We start from the raw sequence: 16,749 nt of genomic DNA, 5'->3' as shown, positions 1-16,749 counted from the left end.
GACGCCGGGCAGAGGGATCAGCTTTTAGGGAAAAGCGCGCGTACCGGCCAGTTTTGCGTCATCACCACCGCAAACGGGAACCAGAACAGGTACCAGAACTCCGCCGGGTTGCCGATGTTAAACATCCCTTGTGAGACATAGAAAATCAGCATAAAGATAAACAGCGATGCCTCCAGCCGCCGCCCTTCACGCACGCACCGTAACGCCTGCTTCGCCCCATACCCTATCAGCAGCAGCATCGTGATAAACCCAACCAGCCCACCCTTCAGCAAGGCGCCGAGGTAAAGGCTGTGGGTCGTCGTGATGTACTCGCCGCTGTAGTTGGTAAAGCTCAGTTGGTGGTCAAAGCCATAACCAAAGAACGGCGCCGCGCCAATCAGCTCAAGTGAATGGTGCCAGATGCTCAGCCGCAGGTAGACCTGCACTGCCAGCGCCTCAAAGCGCGCAATCATCACCTCGCCCAGCCCGCTGTACGCAAAAAATGCCCCCAGCACCAGCAGCGCGGCACCGCACCACAGCAGGTTACGGCGGGTAAACAGGCCGAGGTGTGAGGTCATCACCAGGGCCAGCATCAGCGCAATGGCCGGGCCGCGGCTCTGGGTCAGCAACAGGGCGATAAACAGCAGCAGCGGCAACAGCAGCACGATGCGGCGCTGGGTGTCGCGGAAGACCATCAGCGAGAGGATAATGCCGATGGCGAAATACCCGCCGACATCAATCACATTGTCCGGCCCTGGGCTTTTCAGCGTCATCAACCGGTTGGTCAGGATATTCTGGTGATCGACCCCCATCAAAAACAGCGCCAGTACGGCGAAGCCGCAGCAGATCGCCAGGTAAATCGCCGGGCGGTAACGGCTGTTCAGCACCGTGACCAGCATCGCCAGAAACGTCAGCAGGTAAATGCTGTGCGTCAGGGTCGATTCAATGTTCAGCGGGTGTGCTGTCCAGAGGTTGCTGAGCGCGTAATAAACCAGATAGAGCGCGGCCAGCTTCAGCCCGGTCATCAGGTGGCTGTTGGCCAGGAGATGCCGGCGGAACAGCGGGCGGCGCCACAGCAACACTAAGAAGCAGACGGCCGACAGATGGAACAGGTTGGTGACGCGGGTGTAGCCACAAAAAATGGCGCTGAAAAATAAAAACAGGGAGAAAAACGTAAACCAGAGCCGCTCAAGGGAGAGGCGCTCAGTTAAAAATGGCATGGTAATCGGCCTTTTCAAAAATAGACTCATCAATCGCGCTGTGTGGGGAAAGGTTGACCACCCGCACCGGCTGCCTGCGCAGGATGTCACCGGCATGGCGCAGGGACGGCATCACCAGCCCCGTCAGGCTGTCAGCCAGGTAGGAAGGCTGTTTATTCTCTTCCGTTTCATAAAAGCGCGGCTGGTGGAAATTATTCATATCCAGGCCAAGAATGAATATCTCATCGAATCCCAAATACGCGGCAATCTGCAACGCCCAGTACACCACCGTACCGGCATCAAAAATGCCGTGGCGGATGTCGGTGGTGAAACCGATGTCCGGCCGGTCCGGCGCGAAATGGGCGCAGGGGTACCCCGCATAGGCGGATTGCAACGCCGGTGCCTCAATTTTGGGCTGGTAGATTTTAAAGGCGGCGTCTTCAATCAGCGCCAGTTTGCACCTCACCGCCGCCAGCCCGTGCCGGTCGAGGATGCGCGCAATACCGTGGGCGGTGGTAAACAGCGTCAGTGACGGATCACGGATAATCTCCGCAATCACCTCACGTTTCTGGTCATAAAAGCCCATGTCCACCACCACATAGAACCGGAACCCGACCTGCTGTTGCAGGAACCAGGCGCCGTTCACCCCCATCGCCGGCAGTGGGGAGGGGGTTTTAAAGCGGATGGTTTTCACCGAGGGGCCGGTGGCCGTCAGCAGCAGCGGGCCGTGGCAACTGCCGCGCAATGCCGACAGGTCGGCCAGCGGGATCCGTTGGCCTTTATAACGCAGTGACGCGATCTCCCCGGTGGGCGCCCGGCCAATCTTCATATAGGGCCAGAGATTTTCATTGTGGCGGAAGGGGCGGGTATGCGTGTAACGGTAGATCTGTTTAAAGAGGCTGCCCACTGATCAACTGCTCCGTTTCAAGACATTGATACACCTGCGCGGCGCTGATGTCCGCCATGCTGTTGCCGCTCGCGGGGCGGCAGGCGATCTGGTTCTGCCCATAGCCGCCAATCAGCCCTGGGTCGGTCGGGCCGTAAAGCGTGATGTTGGGCCTGTCCAGCGCGGCGGTCAGGTGGCTGAGGCCGGTATCCACCGATACCACGGCTTTCGCCCCGGCCAGCACTTTCGCCACGTTTTCCAGCGTCAGCTTCGGCAGCACTTCCACATGCCCAAACCCGGCGGCCAGCCGCTGCGCGCGCTGATGCTCATGCTCCGCGCCCCACGGCAATTTGATGCGCAGCCCGGTCGGTGCCACCTGCGCAATCAGTGCGCGCCAGTTTTCTTCCGGCCAGTGTTTGTCATCACGGGTGGTGGCGTGCAGAAACACCAGATAGCGCCCGGCATCGGCCGGCTGGTCACGCAGGAAGCGGGCGGCAATCGCGTAGTCGCCCTGGGTGTCCGGTTTCGGGTAGCCCAGGCTTTTGGCAAACAGCTCACGCGTCCGCTCCACGGCGTGCTGGCGCTTGTCGATGTCATGGCGATGGTTGAAGAACCAGCTGGCAAACGGCTCGCGGGCGCTGGCCACATCCTGCCCGTGTTTCTCGCCCCTGGCGAGCCGGGTAATCAGCGCCGCGCTTTTCATCAGCCCCTGGGCATCAATCACCACATCATACCGGCGGCTCTGAAGTTCACGCTTGAAATCACAACGTTGCTGGCGCGTCTCCGCGCCAAACCAGTTTTTGCGCCAGCGGCGGATAGCCACCGGGATCACCCGGTCAACCGCCGGGTGCCAGGCAGGGATCTGGCTGAAGGACTCTTCAACCACCCAGTCAAACTGAATGCCGGGAAGGGCCTGCATGGCATCAGTCAGGGCCGGAAGCGTATGCAGCACGTCCCCCATGGATGAGGTTTTCACAATCAAAACGTGCATTAACTCTCCTTGCCCGAAGCGAGCAGGGTGTTTAACTCAGTAAAGACCTGTTCAGGCGTAATATCGATCAAACTCTGGTGATAGCCCTGATCGGCATCCCCTTTGCGTACCTTGTGGTAGCCGGTGATCAGGCGGATAACCCTGGCCTGATGGGAGAGCGGCGGGGTGAAATCCGGGCTGCTGGGGCCGTAAAGCGCCACCAGCGGGCGGTTGAGGGCCGCGGCCACATGCATCAGGCCGGAGTCATTGCTCACTACCGCGCGGCAGGCGGCGATCAGTACCACGGCCTGATCCAGCTGGGTTTTGCCCGCCAGGTTCAGGCAGTGCGCGCGGCCCTGCTCCGTCAGCGCAGCGCGGATCTCCTCCCCGGCGGCGTGATCTTTGGCGGAACCGAACAACACCACCTGATACCCCTGCGCCACCAGAATCTCTGCCAGCGCGGCGTAATGGTAGTGCGGCCAGCGTTTGGCCGGGCCGAATTCAGCGCCGGGGCAGAAGCCAATTACCGGGCGGTCAGCCTGGATGCCAAACGCCGCGGTGGTGTCGGCAATCTCCCGATCGGCTACCGCCAGTTGCGGCCAGAGCAGCGGCTGCGCCAGATCTTTCCAGCTATGGACGTGCTTGCGCTCATAGGCCAGCGCCACATAACGCTGCACCATCAGCGGGAAGGCGGCTTTATCCAGCGTGCGGATGTCATTCAGCAGGCCGTAGCGCATCTCACCGCGCCAGCCGGTACGTTGCGGAATGTTGGCAAAAAACGGCACCAGGGCGGATTTGAACGAGTTCGGCAGCACATAGGCGCGGTCATAGCGCTTTTCACGCAGCGCCACGCCCAGGCGGCGGCGCTCGCCCAGTGCCAGTGCGCCATGCCCCAGCGGCATCGCCAGCGCCTCATTCACTTCCGGCATCCGGTCGAGCAGCGGACGGCACCATGCGGGTGCCATCACATCAATCTCGGCAGAGGGCGTCACGGCCTTCAGGGTACGGTAAAGGCTTTGCGACATCATCATGTCGCCTACCCAGGAGGGGCCGATAACCAGGATTTTCATACCGCTTCAGTTCCTTATGGCGGGGGCTCAGACCGCGCGGTTCAGCCAGGCCATGTATTCAGCCACACCTTCTGCCACGGTTTTGAACGGTTTGTCATACCCGGCGGCGCGCAGGTTGGTCAGGTCAGCCTGGGTGAATGCCTGGTAGCGGCCTTTCAGTTTTTCCGGGAACGGGATGTACTCAACGCCCGCGCTGTTGTGGTGTTTCACCACCGCGTCAGCCACCGCCTGGAAGGATTCGGCACGGCCGGTGCCGCAGTTGAAGATGCCGGACACGCCGTTCTGCCAGAACCACAGGTTCACTGCGGCCACGTCGCCGACGTAGATGAAGTCACGCTGGAAGCCTTCGCTGCCTTCGAACAGCTTCGGCGCTTCACCGGCGTTGATCTGGTTATTCAGGTGGAACGCCACGCTCGCCATGCTGCCTTTATGGCCTTCACGCGGGCCGTAGACGTTGAAGTAACGGAAACCACAGATCTGCGACTCCGCGTGCGGCAGGATTTCACGCACATACTGGTCAAACAGGAACTTGGAGTAGCCGTAAACGTTCAGCGGCTGCTCGTACTGGCGCTCTTCAATAAAGTTGCCGTCACGGCCGCCGTAGGTTGCGGCAGACGAGGCGTAAAGGAACGGGATTTCGCGGTCAAGGCAGAAGTGCAGGAGGTCTTTTGAATACTGATAGTTATTGTCCATCATGTACTTGCCGTCCCACTCGGTGGTGGAGGAGCAGGCACCTTCGTGGAACACCGCTTCGATGTCACCCAGATCATCCCCGGCGACGATGCTGGCGATAAAATCTTCTTTATCCGCATAGTCGGCGATGTCCAGATCCACCAGGTTCGCGAACTTGGTGCCGTCTTTCAGGTTGTCCACCACCAGAATGTCCCGGTACCCCATATCATTCAGGGATTTAACGATGTTGCTGCCGATAAAACCAGCGCCGCCAGTGACAATAATCATGGGGTTTACCTTTATTCAACTTGCCGGTGGAGCACCATGCCCCACGCTATAATGGGCAATATCATAGCACTTCACTTCCTGGCTGGCAGCGGGAAGCGGCTGAATATCCCTGATTGCCCACGTGAAGATCATTGAGTGGCGTGATATATGCTGCAAAAGTGACATTTCATCCCCGCTCTGCATCGTCAACCCGCCTGGCTGCCAGTAATATCTTTCGCGAAATGACCTATCCCGGAGATAACAGCATGTCGATGTCCTTCTACCAGCAGTTGGAAGACCAGCTTGAGGCCGCGCGCGCCGAGGGGCTGTATAAGACCGAACGGATTATTACCTCCGCCCAGCAGGCTGAAATTGCCCTGGCGGACGGCAAGCAGGTGATTAACTTCTGTGCCAATAACTATCTGGGGCTGGCGAACCACCCGGACCTGATTGCGGCGGCCACGGCCGGCATGGAGAAACACGGTTTCGGCATGGCCTCGGTACGTTTTATCTGCGGCACACAGGATCTGCACAAGGCGCTGGAGCAGCGGCTGGCGGCGTTCCTCGGCATGGAAGATGCCATTCTCTACTCCTCCTGTTTCGATGCCAACGGCGGGCTGTTTGAAACCCTGCTGGGGCCGGAAGATGCAGTGATTTCCGACGCGCTGAACCATGCCTCCATCATCGACGGCGTGCGGCTGTGCAAGGCGAAGCGTTACCGCTACGCCAACAATGACATGGCAGAACTGCGCGAACGGCTGACGCAGGCCACGGCGGAAGGCGCGCGCCACATCCTGATCGCCACCGACGGCGTGTTCTCGATGGACGGCGTGATCGCCAACCTGAACGGCGTGTGCGATCTGGCGGAGGAGTTCAACGCGCTGGTGATGGTGGATGACTCGCACGCGGTCGGGTTTGTCGGTGAACACGGGCGCGGCACGCCGGAGTACTGCGGGGTGATGGATCGCGTGGACATCATCACCGGCACGCTGGGCAAGGCGCTGGGCGGGGCATCCGGCGGCTATACCGCGGCGCGCAAAGAGGTGGTGGAGTGGCTGCGCCAGCGCTCGCGCCCCTATCTTTTCTCCAACTCCCTGGCGCCGTCGATTGCGGCAGCGTCGATCAAGGTACTGGAGATGCTGGAGCAGGGCGGTGCCCTGCGTGAAAAACTCTGGGCCAACGCAGCGCTGTTCCGCGAAAAAATGACCGCCGCCGGGTTTACCCTGGCCGGGGCCGACCACGCCATTATCCCGGTGATGCTAGGCGAGGCGCGGCTGGCGCAGGAATTCGCCCAGGCGCTGCAACAGGAAGGCATTTACGTCACCGGCTTCTTCTACCCGGTGGTACCGAAAGGGCAGGCGCGCATCCGTACCCAGATGTCCGCGGCGCATACCCCGGAACAGATTGAACATGCCGTGGCGGCGTTTACCCGCATCGGCCGGCAATTGGGCGTTATCGCATAAGGAAGGGCCATGAAAGCATTAGCCAAGCTGAAAGCAGAATCCGGCATCTGGATGACCGATGCGCCGCAGCCCGAAATGGGCCATAACGATCTGCTGATCAAAATCCGTAAAACTGCCATCTGCGGTACGGATGTGCACATCTATAACTGGGATGAATGGTCGCAGAAAACCATCCCGGTGCCGATGGTGGTCGGCCATGAGTATGTGGGTGAAGTGGTGGGGATCGGGCAGGAAGTGCGCGGGTTCAGCCTCGGGGATCGCGTCTCCGGGGAAGGGCATATCACCTGCGGTCACTGCCGTAACTGCCGCGGCGGGCGCACCCATCTCTGTCGCAACGCGGTAGGCGTGGGCGTCAACCGCCCCGGCTGTTTTGCCGAGTATCTGGTGATCCCGGCGTTCAACGCCTTCAAAATCCCGGACAACATCCCGGATGAGCTGGCCGCGATTTTCGACCCGTTCGGCAATGCGGTGCACACGGCGCTCTCGTTTGATCTGGTGGGTGAAGATGTGCTGGTGGCCGGTGCCGGGCCGATCGGCATCATGGCGGCGGCGGTCTGTAAGCACGTCGGCGCGCGCCATGTGGTGATCACCGATGTGAATGAGTACCGGCTCGATCTGGCGCGCAACATGGGCGTCACGCGCGCGGTGAACGTCAGCCGCGGAAACCTCACCGACGTGATGGCGGAGCTGGGCATGACCGAAGGCTTTGATGTCGGGCTGGAGATGTCCGGCGCGCCGCCGGCATTCCGTTCGCTGTTGCAGGCGATGAACCACGGCGGACGCATCGCGTTGCTGGGTATCCCGCCGTCTGAGATGTCGATCGACTGGAACCAGGTGATCTTCAAAGGGCTGTTTATCAAAGGGATCTACGGCCGTGAGATGTTCGAGACCTGGTACAAAATGGCAGCGCTGATCCAGTCCGGCCTCGACCTGACGCCGATCATCACCCACCACTTCCCGATTGATGAATTCCAGCAGGGTTTTGACATTATGCGTTCCGGGCAATCCGGGAAAGTCATCCTGAATTGGGACTAATTCACCCTCTTCTGCCCTGGGTCAATAAACCGGCCTGGGGCGTTTGATCTCCGCTCCGTTGCTCCTTATATAAAGGCGTTTTGCTTTTATTTTACAGGGAGTTCTGAGCATGACGGAGCTGAGTGTTTGTGTCCTCACCTATAATTCCGGTCGATTAATTAAGTCTGTCTTAACCCCATTGTTAACCATTACGGATGATCTGGTGGTGGTGGATTCCGGCAGCACGGATGACACCCTGGCTGTCTGCCGGGAGCTGGGCATCACGCCGCGTTACGCTGAGTATGAAACCCACGGCAGACAGATGAATACCGCCCTCCGGCACACCCGCCACCCCTGGGTGCTGTGTGTGGACAGCGATGAAATCCTCGACCCGATGACCCTGACCTGGCTTACCCACTTTAAGGCCGCCCCGCCACCTGACCCGCACACCGCCTTCCGCCTGTCACGATATTGGTTTGTGATGGGAAAACCGGTCAGAACCCTTTACCCGGTGTCGTCACCTGACTTTCCGGTGCGCCTGTTCCACCGCGAGGTGGTGCATTTCAATGATCGCCCGGTAGACGATGAGGCCACAGGCTTTGCCCGCAGCAAAATCATCCCCGGCGCGGTGCGGCACGACACCTTTTATTCCCTGCATGAAGTCTTTCATAAAGCGAATGGCTACACCACACGGCTGGTGAAATACAAAACCCTCCGGCCTTCGCTGTGGCGTGGTATCGCCAGCGCCATCGGGGCTTTTTTTAAGTGGTATCTGTTCAGCGGGGCGTGGCGGGAGGGGAAAATCGGGGTGGTGACCGGCAGTTATGCGGTGATTTACTCTTTCCTGAAATACCTGAAGGCGTGGTATGCGCACCAACCAGCGGCGTCGCACCGGCATAGCCGGTTCCCCGGCCAGGGGAACCGGGCCGGGGATCAGGTAACCGGGAGGCAACAAAAACAGTAAGCGGCGACCCAGGAAATGCGGCCACCGGAACGCTTGCCTACGGCTGTGCCGCCGGGGCAGGCTGCCCTGCCGGACTCGCCGGACTCGCCGGACTCGCCGGACTCGCCGGACTCGCCGGACTCGCCGGACTCGCCGGACTCGCCGGACTCGCCGCGGAATCCGGCACCAGTTTCAGCGCCTGCCACTGCTGCCACTCGCGCTGGATAAACTGTACGCCCGGCGAGGTAATCAGGCTTTCGCCAATCGCGTTCAGCATCGCATCGGCATAAACCGGTTGCGGTGGCTGTTTCGCCTTGCACTCTTTCACACCCTGGAACGGGTTACGCGGCGCAGGGGCCGGTTTTGGTTTCGGCGCTTTCGGCGGCGGCGCGGCAGGGGTATGGCCGGCAGACGCCGGTTCATTCAGCAAATCACTGGGCCGCACCAGCACAATGTCACCCGGCAGGGCAGGCAGCATCTGCTGGAGCACCCGGATCGTCGCCGGATGCGGGTGGCCGATGGCGATGGCCGAGCCGTTGCGGCGCGCCAGTTGCACCGCGCGTTCAAACTGGCGGCGGATCTCCGCCTCGTTCTGCACATCATCCAGAAACACCCGGCGCTTAATCACTTTTACCGGCGTACCGGCGGCCGCACGGGTTGCCTGGCTGCTGCCGATGGTCATGCTGTCGAGAAAGAACAGGTGATAGCTGCTCAACGCCTGCATCACATGCTGCATGGCCGGCAGGCTGGAGGTCATGGCGCTGCCCATATGGTTATTCATGCCGACGGCGTAAGGCACATTCGCCACCGCCTGCCGGATAATGCGGCTCACTTCCTCGCCGCTCATGGCGGGGTGCAGCGTGTCGCGCTCCAGTGGCTGTTTGCTCAGCGGTGCCATCGGCATATGGATCAGGATTTCACGCCCCTGATTATGTGCTTTGACGGCCATTTCATGGGAGTGCGGGGCGTTAGGCAGAATCGCCACCGTGACCGGCAGCGGCATCTGCAACACCTGGTTTTCATTATGCAGCCGGTAGCCCACATCATCGATGACGATGGAGAGCTTACCGGCCTGTGCGGAGAATGCCAGCAGCAGGGTACTGAACGCTGCGGCGAGGTGAGAGTGCTTCTTCCATACTCGTTGTAACACGACTTATCTTCCCAACCACGGCTGTGGGTTAACGGCCTGTCCCTGGCGACGAATTTCAAAATAGAGTGAAGGCTGGCCCTGTCCTCCACTGGTCCCGACCAGTGCAACCGGCTGCCCGGCTTTTACCTGCTGGCCCACATTGACCAGCGCGCTCTGGTTATAGCCATAAAGGCTCATGTCACCTTTACCATGCTCGACCACCACCACCAGCCCATAGCCCTGCAGCCAGTCGGCCAGCAGGACGCGGCCGTCCGCAATCGCTTTGACTTCGCTGCCTTCTGCGGCGGTGATGACCATGCCTTTCCAGCGCAACTCTCCCTGCAACGGCTCGCCGAAACGGTGGATCGTCCGGCCGCGTACCGGCCAGATCGCCTGGCCACCCGGCCGCCCCAGCCCGCCGGTGCGTGACATCAGCGAGCGTTCGCTTTCGGTCGGTTTGTAGCTCGACCCGCGTTTCTTCGCCTGCTGCTCTTTGGCGCGTACTTTTTCCGCCTCGCGCGCCTCACGCTCGGCACGGGCACGCGCTTCACGTTCCGCTTTGGCGATCTGGTCACGCAGGCGCGTTTCGTTCTGCCGCAGCTCCACCAGCCGCGCCTGATCTTTTTCCAGCGAGGCTTCCAGGCTGGTCAGGGTTTTCTGGCGGTTTACCCGGGCCTGTTCGAGCGTCTTTTGTTGCGCCTGCTGCTGGGTGAGCAACTGCGCCTGTTGCTCCTGCTTGGCTTTCAGCGCTTTACGCTGGGCGGCCAAATCCGTACGGGTTTCGGCCAGCGTATTGATGGTTTTCTGCCGTGCCTCGTTCAGGTAGCCGAAATAGGCCAGAATCCGTTCGCTGCGCTGGCTCTCTTCCCCGCTCAGCACCAGTTGCAGGCCGCTGTGCTGCCCAAGGCGGAACGCGGCATCCAACTGTTTAGCCAGAATGGTTTGTTGGGCGGACTGCTGCTTCTGCAATTTCTGGATCGACGCCGTCAGCGCGCCTGTCTCTTTCTCCAGCGACGCCAGCCCGCTCTGGGTATCACGCAGTTCGCGGCTGGCCTGGGCGATGATCTTCTCCTGCGCTTTCAGCTGGTCAAGCAGGGCGCTGCGCTGCGCTTTCTGTAACTGGACGCTTTTCTCTTTTTCGGCGATGTCCTGTTGCAGGGATTTCAGCTGCTGTTTGTTGTCCTCCGCGTGGGCGGGCGGGCTGAGCAGCGCACCGGCCCACAGCGTGGCCGCCAGCAGGCAACCGGCCGGGCGGGCCAGCAGGGTAAGGGCATCGGGCGGGCAGGAAATCGTGCTCTGCATCAGGCAAAGGCGCGGGAGAATAGGCTGGCTGGAGCGGGGAGATTTACGCAAACTGTCGTCCATTGTGTGAAAACTGATTCGTCCTGGCAGGGCAAATCCCGGAGGTTATCCTAGCACTGATCGCGCGCCGGATGCACAGCCAAAAGGCAGGCACCCGCCGCAGGCTGCCCCTTTAGTATTTCTTTTTTAGCCGGAATTGCCACTGCTGAAGTGTTAACGTTTTTGCTGTTTCCAGCAGGAAGGCCGGGGAAACGGCGCCGCGTCATGCTGCGGCGCAGAGGGCGTGGCCGGCTGTGCACCGGCCTGTGGCAGGTCAGAGAGGCGTAAACAGCGGTTTGCCGGTCATCTCCGGCGGAATCGGCAGGTTTATCAGGCTGAGCAGCGTCGGGGCGATGTCAGAGAGTTTGCCGCCCTCAATGGCCCTGGCCGGCCCGCCGACATAAATCAGCGGCACCGGCAGGCTGGTGTGTGCCGTATGGGCCTGCCCGGTGGTGAGGTCCTGCATCTGCTCGGCGTTGCCGTGATCGGCGGTGATCAGTAACTGGCCGCCTGCCGCTTTCACGGCACCGGCCACCTGGGCGATGCAGCCATCCAGGGCTTCCACCGCTTTCACCGCCGCCTCGTACACACCGGTATGGCCGACCATATCACCGTTCGGGTAGTTACAGATGATCAGGTCATAACGGCCGCTGCCGATGGCGGAAAGCAGTTTATCCGTGAGTTCCGGCGCGCTCATCTCCGGTTGCAGGTCATACGTCGCGACGTTCGGCGAGTTGACCAGAATGCGATCCTCCCCGGTGAACGGGGTTTCTACGCCGCCGTTAAAGAAGAACGTCACGTGGGCATATTTCTCAGTCTCCGAAATACGGAGCTGGGTTTTGCCCTGCTTCATCAACCATTCACCCAGTGTATTGTCAAGCGACGCAGGCGGGTAGGCGCAGGCCGCCGTGATGTCTGCCGCGTATTCGGTCAGCATGACGAATTCGCCGAACGCTACCCCCTTTTCACGCACGAAGCCGTCAAAATCCGGCTCCACAAAAGCGCGGGTAATCTGGCGCGCGCGGTCAGCCCGGAAATTCATAAAGATCAGGGTGTCACCCTGTTCCATCGTGACGGCTTCCTCACCCTCCGCCCGGATGACGGTAGGCTGTACGAACTCGTCATTCTCATCACGCGCGTAGGCGGCATCCAGCGCCGCCGTGGCCGTGGCGGCGCAGAAGTCACCTTTGGCAGCGGTCAGCAGGTCATACGCCCGCTGCACGCGATCCCAGCGGTTGTCGCGGTCCATCGCATAATAACGGCCTACCACGGACGCAATGCGGCCGCAACCCAGGGTGCGGAACGTTTCAGCGGCACGGGCCAGCGAGGCGTGTGCGCTGCGCGGCGGGGTGTCACGGCCGTCCAGGAAGGCGTGCAGGTAGACTGCACGGGCACCGCGCCGGGCCGCCAGTTCGATCATCGCCAGAATATGGTCTTCATGGCTGTGGACGCCGCCGGCCGACAGCAGGCCCATGATATGCACCGCTTTCCCGGCCTGCGCCGCTTTGTCGACTGCCGCTGTCAGCGTGGGGTTATGGTAGAAATCGCCGTCGCTTATCGCCTTGTCCAGCCGGGTCAGATCCTGGTAGACAATGCGCCCGGCGCCGAGGTTGACGTGGCCGACTTCGGAGTTGCCCATCTGCCCGTCCGGCAGGCCGACGTCCAGCCCGGACGCGCCGATAAGCGTATGCGGGCAGCTCTGCCACAGGCTATCCATTACCGGGGTATGGGCGTTGAGGATGGCGTTATCCGGGGCGCTGCCGCGGTGGCCGTAGCCGTCCAGAATGACCAGCACAGTAGGTTTCTTATTGCTCGACATGGCGTGTTTACTCACCTGAAAAGAGGAAAATCGCAGGGCATAACGGCGTGGTGCCCGGCCCTGAGGAGCAGCGGATTTTATCGTACTGAAAAAACGCCATAGCGCAGGAAGATCAAAGATGCGTCGCAATAAGAGTTAACTTTTGCCGGGCAACAATGCTAATTTTCGTGCTGCGCCGCAGTTTCTTCACTCATGCCGGCTTACCGGCTGTATTTGAGGCAACGCGCAGGTATACTCTGAAGCCTTATTTTTATCCCCTAACTGACGGGAGTTGCTACACCCCATGCAAGACATTATGGAATTCGTTAGAGATCATCTCGTACTGAGCCTGGCCTGGGTTGCATTACTGATTGCAGTGATCGTAACGACCTTCAAGAGCCGTTTTTCCAAGGTTCGTGAAATTACCCGTGGTGAAGCCACACGCCTGATTAATAAAGAAGATGCCGTGGTGGTGGATACCCGCCCGCGTGATGATTTCCGCAAAGGCCATATCGCGAATTCAATCAACGTCATTGCCGCCGATATCAAAAACAACAACATTGGCGAGCTGGCGAAACACAAAGCGCAACCGGTTATCGTGGTATGCGCCAACGGCACCAGCGCCCGTGCCTCCGCGGAAGCACTGAGCGCCGCCGGGTTTGAGCACGTGTCTGTCATGAAAGAAGGCATTGCGGGCTGGAGCGGCGACAACCTGCCGCTGGCACGCGGCAAATAATCCCATTTACGGAAACCGGAGGCTAGTCATGGCTAAGATCGAGATGTACACCAAAGCAACCTGTCCTTTTTGCCATCGCGCAAAGGCGCTGCTGAATGCGAAAGGTGCCGCGTTTTCTGAAGTCGCGATTGATGCGCACCCGGAAAAGCGTGAAGAGATGATCACCCGCAGTGGCCGCACGACGGTTCCCCAGATTTTCATCGATGGCCGGCACATCGGCGGTTGTGATGATTTACATGCGCTTGAGGCGCGCGGTGGCCTGGACCCATTACTCTAAGGCCGGGCGCGGTTCGCCGCGGGTGCAATAAGGACGTTTAACTAAAAGGTATGACTAACATGTCAGAGCAAAACAACACAGAAATGGGTTTCCAGATCCAACGTATCTACACTAAAGATATCTCTTTCGAAGCGCCGAACGCTCCGCAGGTTTTCCAGCAGGAGTGGCAGCCGGAAGTTAAACTGGATCTTGATACCGCCTCCAGCCAACTGGCTGACGACGTGTATGAAGTGGTATTGCGTGTCACCGTGACCGCCTCCCTGGGCGAAGAAACCGCATTCCTGTGTGAAGTACAACAGGGCGGGATTTTCTCTATCGCCGGTATCGAAGGGACGCAACTGGCGCATTGCCTGGGTGCATACTGCCCGAACATCCTGTTCCCGTATGCGCGTGAGTGCATCACCAGCCTGGTGTCACGCGGTACTTTCCCGCAACTGAACCTGGCCCCTGTCAATTTTGATGCGCTGTTCATGAACTACCTGCAACAGCAGTCTGAAGGCGAAGGTGCTGCTCCACATCAGGATGCCTGATGGATAGTGTCAATGCGTCAATGACAGTGATCGGTGCCGGCTCGTACGGCACCGCTCTGGCCATTACCCTCGCGCGTAATGGCCACCACGTCGTGTTGTGGGGCCACAACCCACACCATATCAATGCCATGCAGCAAGCCCGCTGCAACCAGGCTTTTCTGCCCGATGTGCCTTTCCCTGATTCCCTGTTGCTGGAAACCGACCTTGCCCGTGCGCTGGCGGCCAGCCGCGATGTGCTGGTGGTGGTGCCGAGCCATGTGTTCGGGGATGTCCTGCGCCAGCTGAAACCGCATTTGCGTGCGGATGCCAGAATTGTCTGGGCGACGAAAGGGCTGGAAGCAGAAACCGGCCGCCTGTTGCAGGATGTGGCGCGTGAGGCACTGGGTGATGCCATGCCGCTCGCAGTGCTCTCCGGCCCGACGTTTGCTAAAGAGCTGGCGGCCGGTTTGCCGACGGCTATCGCGCTCGCCTCCACTGACGCGCAATTCGCGGATGACCTGCAAGTGCTGTTGCACTGCGGCAAAAGCTTCCGCGTTTACAGCAACCCCGATTTTATCGGTGTGCAGCTGGGCGGTGCGGTGAAGAACGTAATCGCGATTGGTGCCGGCATGTCAGACGGCATCGGGTTTGGGGCCAACGCCCGTACCGCGCTGATTACCCGCGGTCTGGCAGAGATGAGCCGCCTCGGCTCGGCGCTGGGCGCGGACCCGACCACCTTTATGGGGATGGCCGGCCTGGGCGATCTGGTGCTGACCTGCACAGATAACCAATCCCGTAACCGGCGTTTCGGTATTATGCTGGGGCAGGGGAAAACGGTTCAGCAGGCGCAGGATGAGATAGGCCAGGTGGTAGAAGGCTATCGCAATACCAAAGAGGTATTGGCGCTGGCGCAACGCCATCAGGTTGAAATGCCGATTACTGAACAGATATATCAGGTGTTGTATTGCAATAAAGATGCACGGGAAGCCGCCACAACGTTACTGGGTCGCACCAGAAAAGACGAAAAACAGAGCGCCTGACCGGTGATTTTATCCAGCCACGCGGCCGCTAAAGCCGGTCGCGTGGCTTCTTTACGTAAGGCAGAGGGGAAAAGGCAATGTCGTCTGAAGAGTTAGAACAGGTCTGGAATTACATCAAATCAGAAGCACGGGCGCTGGCTGATTGTGAACCGATGCTGGCCAGTTTCTTCCATGCAACATTGCTTAAACATGAAAACCTCGGCGGCGCCCTCAGTTACATTCTGGCCAACAAGCTGGGCAGCCCGATTATGCCGGCCATCGCCATCCGTGAAGTGGTGGAAGAGGCGTACCGCTCTGATGCGCAGATGACCCTCTCCGCCGCCAGGGACATTCTGGCCGTCCGGCTGCGCGACCCGGCGGTAGACAAGTACTCCACGCCGCTGCTTTACCTGAAAGGTTTCCATGCGCTTCAGGCGTACCGCATCGGCAACTGGCTGTGGAAGCAGAACCGCCAGGCGCTGGCGGTGTATTTCCAGAACCAGATCTCCGTTACCTTTGGCGTGGACATCCACCCGGCGGCCAGAATCGGCTGCGGCATCATGCTCGACCACGCAACCGGCATTGTGATCGGGGAAACGGCGGTGGTGGAAAACGATGTCTCGATTCTGCAATCCGTGACCCTGGGCGGGACCGGGAAAACCAGCGGCGACCGTCACCCGAAAATCCGGGAAGGCGTCATGATTGGCGCGGGCGCAAAAATTCTCGGCAATATTGAAGTCGGGCGCGGCGCGAAAATTGGTGCCGGTTCCGTGGTGCTGCATTCCGTACCGGCGCATACCACGGCGGCCGGGGTGCCGGCGCGTATTGTGGGCCGCCCGGAGAGTGAGAAACCGTCACTCGATATGGATCAACACTTTAACGGCGACGGTTTCGTCTATGGTGACGGGATTTAACCGTTGCCCCGTTCCGGCAGAAACAAAAAAAGCAGGCCCGGCCTGCTTTTTTTATTGTCACTGCACTAATCAGGATTTCACCAGCGCCCCGGCATAATCAAGCTGGCGCCACGCCTCATACACCACCACGGACACCGCATTCGACAGGTTCATGCTGCGGCTGTTGGGCTGCATCGGAATGCGGATTTTCTGCCCGGTGGGCAGGGCATCCAGAATGTCGGCAGGCAAACCGCGGCTTTCCGGCCCGAACAACAGATAATCCCCAGCCTGGTAACTCACTGCGCTGTGAGCAGGTGTGCCTTTGGTGGTCAACGCAAACAGCCGCTCAGGCTGCTCCTGTTCCAGAAACCGGGCGTAGTCGGCGTGTTTTTGGATCGACGCGTATTCATGGTAATCCAGCCCGGCGCGACGCAGGCGTTTGTCGTCCCAGGGAAAGCCCAGCGGCTCAATCAGGTGTAAACGAAAACCGGTATTAGCACATAAGCGGATGATATTGCCGGTATTTGGTGGGATTTCAGGTTCAAATAAAACGATATTCAGCATACGCCCCCCAGAATTGAGGG

General features: G+C 59.9%; 17 protein-coding genes. 8 read left to right on the top strand and 9 right to left on the bottom strand.

The genetic code is table 11. The features are described 5' to 3' along the window. Window positions 1-17: 17 nt before the first annotated feature. Genes JK232_RS19940 through rfaD form a run of 5 tightly spaced genes read right to left on the bottom strand, consistent with a single transcriptional unit; the run spans window position 18 to window position 5,064 of the window. Entirely contained in the window at window positions 18-1,199 is a 1,182-nt protein-coding gene (locus tag JK232_RS19940; protein ID WP_101835290.1) for an O-antigen ligase family protein, read from the bottom strand. Next, window positions 1,183-2,085 carry a sugar glycosyltransferase gene (locus JK232_RS19935; protein WP_101835288.1) on the bottom strand — a complete coding sequence of 301 codons (903 nt, stop codon included), beginning with the start codon at window positions 2,083-2,085 and terminating at the stop codon, window positions 1,183-1,185. Before JK232_RS19935 ends, JK232_RS19940 begins: the two co-directional genes overlap by 17 nt. Next, a complete protein-coding gene (rfaC, locus tag JK232_RS19930; RefSeq protein WP_072931542.1) occupies window positions 2,069-3,055 on the bottom strand; it encodes a lipopolysaccharide heptosyltransferase RfaC in 987 nt (328 codons plus the stop codon). Before rfaC ends, JK232_RS19935 begins: the two co-directional genes overlap by 17 nt. After that, window positions 3,055-4,104 carry an ADP-heptose--LPS heptosyltransferase RfaF gene (gene rfaF, locus JK232_RS19925; protein WP_101835284.1) on the bottom strand — a complete coding sequence of 350 codons (1,050 nt, stop codon included), beginning with the start codon at window positions 4,102-4,104 and terminating at the stop codon, window positions 3,055-3,057. Before rfaF ends, rfaC begins: the two co-directional genes overlap by 1 nt. A gap of 27 nt (window positions 4,105-4,131) precedes the next feature. Continuing rightward, window positions 4,132-5,064: an ADP-glyceromanno-heptose 6-epimerase gene (gene rfaD, locus JK232_RS19920; RefSeq protein ID WP_072931545.1), complete on the bottom strand. Its 933-nt coding sequence runs from the start codon at window positions 5,062-5,064 to the stop codon at window positions 4,132-4,134. Between the two features lie 245 nt (window positions 5,065-5,309). Between rfaD and JK232_RS19915 the strand changes: the two genes are divergently transcribed. The 3 genes from JK232_RS19915 (at window position 5,310) to JK232_RS19905 (ending at window position 8,484) form a co-directional block, all read left to right on the top strand. Further along, window positions 5,310-6,506: a glycine C-acetyltransferase gene (locus tag JK232_RS19915; protein WP_072931547.1), complete on the top strand. Its 1,197-nt coding sequence runs from the start codon at window positions 5,310-5,312 to the stop codon at window positions 6,504-6,506. Window positions 6,507-6,515: 9 nt separating this feature from the next. Beyond that, a complete protein-coding gene (gene tdh / locus JK232_RS19910) occupies window positions 6,516-7,541 on the top strand; it encodes an L-threonine 3-dehydrogenase (RefSeq protein ID WP_212589616.1) in 1,026 nt (341 codons plus the stop codon). A gap of 109 nt (window positions 7,542-7,650) precedes the next feature. Then, window positions 7,651-8,484: a glycosyltransferase family 2 protein gene (locus tag JK232_RS19905; RefSeq protein WP_072931551.1), complete on the top strand. Its 834-nt coding sequence runs from the start codon at window positions 7,651-7,653 to the stop codon at window positions 8,482-8,484. A 37-nt stretch (window positions 8,485-8,521) separates the two neighbouring features. Here JK232_RS19905 and JK232_RS19900 read toward each other — a convergent pair whose 3' ends face one another. The 3 genes from JK232_RS19900 to gpmM all read right to left on the bottom strand — a co-directional run bounded on the left by JK232_RS19900 (window position 8,522) and on the right by gpmM (window position 12,752). Further along, window positions 8,522-9,613, bottom strand: coding sequence for a divergent polysaccharide deacetylase family protein (locus tag JK232_RS19900; protein WP_079205290.1), 1,092 nt, complete (start codon window positions 9,611-9,613; stop codon window positions 8,522-8,524). 3 nt (window positions 9,614-9,616) lie between these two features. After that, window positions 9,617-10,894, bottom strand: a complete 1,278-nt coding sequence (envC, locus tag JK232_RS19895) for a murein hydrolase activator EnvC (protein WP_212589625.1) — start codon at window positions 10,892-10,894, stop codon at window positions 9,617-9,619. A gap of 313 nt (window positions 10,895-11,207) precedes the next feature. Continuing rightward, the gene (gene gpmM, locus JK232_RS19890; RefSeq protein WP_212589615.1) at window positions 11,208-12,752 is read right to left on the bottom strand and encodes a 2,3-bisphosphoglycerate-independent phosphoglycerate mutase; all 1,545 of its coding nucleotides are present in this window, start codon (window positions 12,750-12,752) and stop codon (window positions 11,208-11,210) included. A gap of 283 nt (window positions 12,753-13,035) precedes the next feature. Here gpmM and JK232_RS19885 point away from each other — a divergent pair, with 283 nt between their 5' ends. The 5 genes from JK232_RS19885 to cysE all read left to right on the top strand — a co-directional run bounded on the left by JK232_RS19885 (window position 13,036) and on the right by cysE (window position 16,186). Then, window positions 13,036-13,467: a rhodanese-like domain-containing protein gene (locus JK232_RS19885; protein WP_072931555.1), complete on the top strand. Its 432-nt coding sequence runs from the start codon at window positions 13,036-13,038 to the stop codon at window positions 13,465-13,467. A 28-nt stretch (window positions 13,468-13,495) separates the two neighbouring features. Further along, a complete protein-coding gene (grxC, locus tag JK232_RS19880) occupies window positions 13,496-13,744 on the top strand; it encodes a glutaredoxin 3 (protein ID WP_072931557.1) in 249 nt (82 codons plus the stop codon). Window positions 13,745-13,803: 59 nt separating this feature from the next. Further along, on the top strand, window positions 13,804-14,274 hold the full coding sequence (secB, locus tag JK232_RS19875) for a protein-export chaperone SecB (protein ID WP_072931559.1): 471 nt from the start codon (window positions 13,804-13,806) through the stop codon (window positions 14,272-14,274). Next, complete coding sequence (gpsA, locus tag JK232_RS19870) at window positions 14,274-15,293, top strand: NAD(P)H-dependent glycerol-3-phosphate dehydrogenase (protein ID WP_072931561.1); 1,020 nt, start codon at window positions 14,274-14,276, stop codon at window positions 15,291-15,293. The genes secB and gpsA overlap by 1 nt, the downstream gene beginning before the upstream one ends. Before the next feature lie 77 nt (window positions 15,294-15,370). Continuing rightward, on the top strand, window positions 15,371-16,186 hold the full coding sequence (gene cysE, locus JK232_RS19865; RefSeq protein WP_072931563.1) for a serine O-acetyltransferase: 816 nt from the start codon (window positions 15,371-15,373) through the stop codon (window positions 16,184-16,186). A gap of 69 nt (window positions 16,187-16,255) precedes the next feature. Here cysE and trmL read toward each other — a convergent pair whose 3' ends face one another. Next, window positions 16,256-16,729 (bottom strand): tRNA (uridine(34)/cytosine(34)/5-carboxymethylaminomethyluridine(34)-2'-O)-methyltransferase TrmL, encoded by a 474-nt coding sequence (gene trmL / locus JK232_RS19860; protein WP_212589614.1) that lies wholly within the window; start codon window positions 16,727-16,729, stop codon window positions 16,256-16,258. Window positions 16,730-16,749: the final 20 nt, after the last annotated feature.

The sequence above is a fragment of the Nissabacter archeti genome (assembly GCF_018257325.1).
Lineage (GTDB): Bacteria > Pseudomonadota > Gammaproteobacteria > Enterobacterales > Enterobacteriaceae > Chimaeribacter > Chimaeribacter arupi.
Note: the sequence above shows the minus strand (reverse complement) of the source record. Positions and strands in the feature narration are given on the sequence as shown.